This window comes from Roseovarius halophilus (ex Wu et al. 2025), assembly GCF_047086965.1.
The window spans coordinates 1-4,862 of record NZ_JBKOTX010000300.1; the positions used below are offsets into that span (position 1 = coordinate 1).

The 4,862-nt window shown below is 66.4% G+C and carries 6 protein-coding genes and 1 pseudogene; 3 read left to right on the top strand and 4 right to left on the bottom strand.

Going from position 1 to position 4,862, the window contains the following annotated elements; all coding sequences use genetic code 11:
- Positions 1-104: pseudogene (locus ACH107_RS29995) on the top strand (IS481 family transposase); the annotation flags it as partial.
- Between the two features lie 28 nt (positions 105-132).
- Here the strand turns inward: ACH107_RS29995 and hemF are convergent.
- Positions 133-1,029: an oxygen-dependent coproporphyrinogen oxidase gene (gene hemF, locus ACH107_RS30000; protein ID WP_412509362.1), complete on the bottom strand. Its 897-nt coding sequence runs from the start codon at positions 1,027-1,029 to the stop codon at positions 133-135.
- 111 nt (positions 1,030-1,140) lie between these two features.
- Between hemF and ACH107_RS30005 the strand changes: the two genes are divergently transcribed.
- Positions 1,141-1,527, top strand: coding sequence for a hypothetical protein (locus ACH107_RS30005; RefSeq protein WP_412509363.1), 387 nt, complete (start codon positions 1,141-1,143; stop codon positions 1,525-1,527).
- An 8-nt stretch (positions 1,528-1,535) separates the two neighbouring features.
- Here the strand turns inward: ACH107_RS30005 and ACH107_RS30010 are convergent, their stop codons facing one another.
- From ACH107_RS30010 to clpS, 3 genes are read right to left on the bottom strand one after another with little or no spacing between them, the layout of a single operon-like run.
- Positions 1,536-2,339, bottom strand: coding sequence for an SDR family NAD(P)-dependent oxidoreductase (locus ACH107_RS30010; RefSeq protein ID WP_412509364.1), 804 nt, complete (start codon positions 2,337-2,339; stop codon positions 1,536-1,538).
- A 51-nt stretch (positions 2,340-2,390) separates the two neighbouring features.
- Positions 2,391-3,350 carry a class I SAM-dependent methyltransferase gene (locus ACH107_RS30015; RefSeq protein WP_412509365.1) on the bottom strand — a complete coding sequence of 320 codons (960 nt, stop codon included), beginning with the start codon at positions 3,348-3,350 and terminating at the stop codon, positions 2,391-2,393.
- 24 nt (positions 3,351-3,374) lie between these two features.
- Positions 3,375-3,716, bottom strand: a complete 342-nt coding sequence (gene clpS, locus ACH107_RS30020) for an ATP-dependent Clp protease adapter ClpS (protein WP_412509366.1) — start codon at positions 3,714-3,716, stop codon at positions 3,375-3,377.
- 332 nt (positions 3,717-4,048) lie between these two features.
- On the opposite strand from clpS, the gene ACH107_RS30025 reads away from it, so the two are divergent.
- On the top strand, positions 4,049-4,862 hold an 814-nt coding region (locus tag ACH107_RS30025; protein ID WP_412509367.1), incomplete at its 3' end, for a D-alanyl-D-alanine carboxypeptidase family protein.

Consider the following 4,862-nt stretch of genomic DNA (forward strand, 5'->3'; position numbering starts at 1 on the left):
CCTTGGGCAGCAAGACGCCCTTGCAGGCGATGAAGGGCTGGCACAAACTCAAGCCCGAGCTGTTCAAGAAACAGCCATACCACCTTCCGGGATGTGACAGGTAGCGTAAAATGTGAAGAGCTTCTCCTGCCTTCACACCCACTTGGCCATGGGCGGCAGGCTCATCAGCACGGCATTGGCGTCATGCCCCGTTTCAAGCCCGAACTTGGTGCCCCGATCATAAACCAGGTTGTATTCCGCATAGAGCCCGCGATGGACAAGCTGGGCGTCCTTGTCCGCCTCGGTCCAGGGCAGGTCGCGCCGGGCCTCGACGCAGGGCAGGAAGGCGGGCAGGAAGGCGCGGCCGATGTCCTGCGTCAGGGCGAAATCGGCCTCCCAGTCCCCGGTGCAGTAGTCATCCATGAAGATGCCGCCGACCCCACGCGCCCGGCCACGGTGGGGTATGAAGAAATAATCATCCGCCCAGGCCTTCAGGCGGGGATAATGATCCGCGCCATGGGGATCGAGATGGGCCTGCTGCGTGGCGTGGAAATGCGCCGTGTCCTCGGCATATTCGATGCAGGGGTTCAGGTCCGACCCGCCGCCGAACCACCAGGCATGCGGTGTCCAGAACATCCGCGTGTTCATGTGCACCGCCGGGGTGTGCGGGTTTTGCATATGCGCCACCAGCGAAATGCCCGAGGCCCAGAACCGCGGATCGTCCCTCATCCCCGGCAGCCCCTTGCGCGCCATCATGGCCGCCTGCGCCTTCTCGCCCAGCGTGCCATGCACGGTCGAGACATTCACGCCGACCTTTTCGAACACGCGGCCCCCGCGCATCACCGACATCAGCCCGCCGCCGGCCTCCTCGCCCTCGGCGCCCTTGCGCCGGGTCTCGGTCACCTCGAAGCGGCCGGGGGCCGCCCCGGCGAATGGCCCGGTCTGCTGGGCCTCCTCCAGCGCCTCGAAGGCGGCGACGATCTCGTCGCGCAACTCCCGGAACCAGGCCGCGGCACGCGCCTTCTGCTCGGTCATGTCATCAGCGGCCATGGCGTTTCCCCTTGTTATTGCCTAGCGGCGGCCCTTAGCATCCTTTGGGCAGGGCGGCCAAGACCCGGACGTCGCGGCCGCGCGCGTCAGTCAACACCAAGGCATCGTCACATGAAACCCATCCTGTACCTTCTGCCGCTTGTCGTCCTGGCCGCCTGTGCGACGCCGCGCGAGGCCTGCATCAACGAGGCCCAGAGCAAGCTGCGCCTTCTCAACGCGCAGATCGCCACGGCCCAGGGCAACATCGACCGCGGCTATGCGCTGGCCGAGGTCCAGGACCTGCGCACCGTGACCCGGACCTGCACCGGCACCAACGAGGACGGAAGCACCTTCACCTTCCCCTGTCAGAAGACCCGGACCTACACGCGCGAGGAACCTGTCGCCATCAACGTCGCCGAAGAGCGCGCCAAGCTGGCCGACCTGCGGCAGCGCCGCGACGCCGCGGCCGAGGCCGCCGAGGCACGCATCCGCCAATGCATAGCCCGTCACCCCGAATGACCCGCCGATCAGTGCGCGGGCGCATCCACCGGATCGATCAGCGTCCGCCCGCCGTCCACGGTGATGATCTCGCCGGTGACAAAGCCCGCGGCGTCGGAGGCCAGGTATTGCACGGCGTCCGACACCTCGCCCGGGCCGGCGATCCGGCCCAGCGGCGTATGGCCGACGATCTCGTCACGGTAGGCCTCGTTGTCCTTGAGCGCGCCCTTGAGGCTGGCGCTCATGACCGACCCGAAGGCCACGGCGTTGACGCGGATCCGGTACGGGGCCAGAGCCACGGCCATGGACCGCGTCATCTGGTCCAGCGCGGCCGAGGATATGGAATAGCCCAGAAGCTCGGGATTGGCACGGCGCGATGCGATGGAACTGAGGTTGATGATCGACCCGGCCGGGCCGCTCTCCTGCCCCTTCGCCTGCTTGATCATCCGCTTCGCGATGGCCTGCGTCAGCCGCAGCGAGGTCATCAGGTTCTGCTGGAGTAACGCCTCGACGTTGTCCGCGGCCGGGTCGAGCGGGTCCGAGGTCATCATCTGACGCGAGGCGTTCACCAGGATATCGACCCGGTCGTAGGCGTCGATGGTCATTGATAGCAGGTTGGCGATGGACAGTTTCTCCCGCAGGTCACAGGCGAAGCTGCGATAGCGCGCCCCGTCGATGTCCGTCTTGCCCAGTTCCTGGTCCAGTCGGGTCTCGTCCATATCGGCAAAGACGACATTGGCCCCCTGGTCGACGAAATGCCGGCCCACGGCCAGGCCCACGCCATTGGCGGCGCCGGTGACGATGGCTGTCTTGCCCTCGATGGAAAAGCTCATGTCGGTCTCTCGCTTCCTGGCCCCGAGTCGCGGGTGCCACGCTAGGGGTTTTCATCGCCGCGGGCGAGTAGCCTGGATCAGCTTGAAGGCGCTATCGCCGCCGATCTCCTGCACCTGCGCGAACAACTCCCGCAGGCGGGCCTCGTAGGGCAGGTGCCGATTGGCGACAAGGTAAAGATTGCCAGCGGGCTTGAGGAGACGCGCCGCCGTGTCCAGGAACGCCCGGCCCAGCTCGGGCACGCCCTTGCGCGCAGTGTGAAAGGGCGGATTCGTGACCACCGCATCATAGGGGGTATCCATGGTGAACCGGGTCGCGTCGGCCCAGTGGACCGTGGCGCGCGGGTCTGTGATATTTTCCGACAGGCACGCCAGCGCGAGCGCCTCGGCCTCGACCATGTCCAGTTGCGTCACGCCAGGGTGCCGCAGAACCGCCGCCGAGAGAAAGCCCCAGCCCGCCCCAAGATCGGCCACCCGCCCTGTCAGTGGCGGCACTGCCTCGGCCAGCAGGCGCGAGCCGGGATCGACCTTGCCCTCGGAGAACACGCCGGGCTGCGTGCGGAACCCCTCGACCCACTGGTCGGGGCTGTCCCGGTCAGGGGCGCCCTCGGGCGCGAACCAGAACAGCCTGCCGTGCGCCTTGCTCAGGCTGCCCGCCACCGGGACCAATCCCCGGCAGGCCTTGTACAGGCTGTCGACGCCGTCTGTCCGGGCGCCATCCACGATGACCAGATCGGTCGCCTCGTCCCGCGCCCGGGCCACCAGCCGCCGCGCCAGCGCCTTGGAGCGTGGTACCACAACCATCACGGTGGGCACAGCGCCGGTGCCGGCCACCGCATACCCCTGCGTGCGCCAGGCATCGTGGTCAGGCTTGAAGCCGTGGTCGATCTCGACGCGTGCCGCATCAAGCGCCGACAGATCGTAGCCCGACGGCGGTCGCAGAACGCGAACCGGGCCGTCCGGCAGCACAGGCGTGCCACTTTCCAGCGCGAGGGACAGGCGGGGGCGAGCCATCCGTGAGGGAACGGGCGCCGGGCCCTATTCCTTCTCCATGGTGCATTGCAGGGGGTGCTGATGGCGCTGCGCGAGGTCCATGACCAACGCGACCTTGGTCTCGGCGATCTCATGACTGAAGACGCCGGCCACGGCGACCCCCTTCTGGTGGACGGTCAGCATGAGCTCCACCGCCTGGGCATGGGTCATGCCGAAGTAGCGTTCCAGAACATGCACAACGAATTCCATCGGCGTGTAATCGTCGTTCAGGATCAGCACCTTGTAGAGCGGCGGGCGCTCGGTCTTGGGGCGCGTGTCAACCTTGACGCCGACGTCGCCGTCGTCATCCTGATCGTTGCCGGACATCATGTCGATCTTTTGCAGCATGGTGATCCTGTATCCTGCGACGCACTTACCTTCGTTGCCGTGAATATAACGTCCATGGATCGCGTGAAAAGGGGCACAGCCGCCGCGTCATGCCGACGGCAGGCGTGGATTTGGGGGGTGGGGGACGCGCGCGCCCAAGATATGCTGCGACCTGCATCAAGAGCACAATAAAAGTTCCTGAAAATAGGGTATTTTCCGAGCCCGCGGCCCGTGCTAGAGTAACCTTATAAAGAGGGGTAGTAAAATCCGCCCCCGTGAGGCAGACAAAGGGCAGTGACGTGAAACGTCGATTGAACACCCCCGGTGTGGCGGGGCTCTTCATCCTATCGCTGATGCTGCTGGCCGCCCTGGCCCCCGTCGACGGACGTGCAGCGCCCTATGCAGCAATGGTGATGGACGCACGCACCGGCGAGGTGCTGCATTCGCGCAATGCCGACACCCAGCTGCACCCGGCCTCGCTGACCAAGATGATGACGCTCTACATCGCCTTCCAGGCCGTGGAGCGCGACGAGATAGGGCTGGACGATCTGGTTGGGATCACACCGGCGGCCGCGCACGAGCCGCCCTCGAAACTGGGCCTGCGCGCGGGCCAGAAAATTCGGTTCCGCTACCTGATCCGTGCGGCGGCGGTTAAATCGGCCAATGACGCGGCCACCGCCATTGGCATCGCGCTGGAAGGGAGCGAGGCAGCCTTCGCCCGCCGCATGAACGCCACGGCCCGCGCGATGGGCATGACGCGCACCCGGTTCCTCAACGCCCACGGGCTGACCGAGGTCGGGCACATGTCCACGGCCCGCGACATGTCGATTCTGGGGCGGCACGTCATCTATGACTTTCCGCAGTATTACAATCTGTTCTCACGCATCACGGCCAATGCCCAGGTGCGCACCGTCTACCACACCAACCGCCGTTTCCTGCGCGCCTACCAGGGCGCAGACGGGATCAAGACAGGCTATACCCGCGCAGCCGGGTTCAACCTGACCGCCTCGGCCGAGCGCGGGCAGGAACGCATCATCGTGACGATGTTCGGCGGCTCGTCGACGACAGCGCGCAATGCGCGCGTTGCCGAACTCATGGACATGGGCTTTGCCCGCGCCCCCAGCCGCGCGCGCCTCGCCCGGCCCAGCCCGGCCCCGGCCTTTGCCG

What these genes read in the sequence shown, in the direction of transcription:
- hemF (WP_412509362.1), bottom strand. Translation starts at nt 1,029, where the DNA reads ATGGCCGCTGATGACATGACCGAGCAGAAGGCGCGTGCCGCGGCCTGG.
- ACH107_RS30005 (WP_412509363.1), top strand. Translation starts at nt 1,141, where the DNA reads ATGAAACCCATCCTGTACCTTCTGCCGCTTGTCGTCCTGGCCGCCTGT.
- ACH107_RS30010 (WP_412509364.1), bottom strand. Translation starts at nt 2,339, where the DNA reads ATGAGCTTTTCCATCGAGGGCAAGACAGCCATCGTCACCGGCGCCGCC.
- ACH107_RS30015 (WP_412509365.1), bottom strand. Translation starts at nt 3,350, where the DNA reads ATGGCTCGCCCCCGCCTGTCCCTCGCGCTGGAAAGTGGCACGCCTGTG.
- clpS (WP_412509366.1), bottom strand. Translation starts at nt 3,716, where the DNA reads ATGCTGCAAAAGATCGACATGATGTCCGGCAACGATCAGGATGACGAC.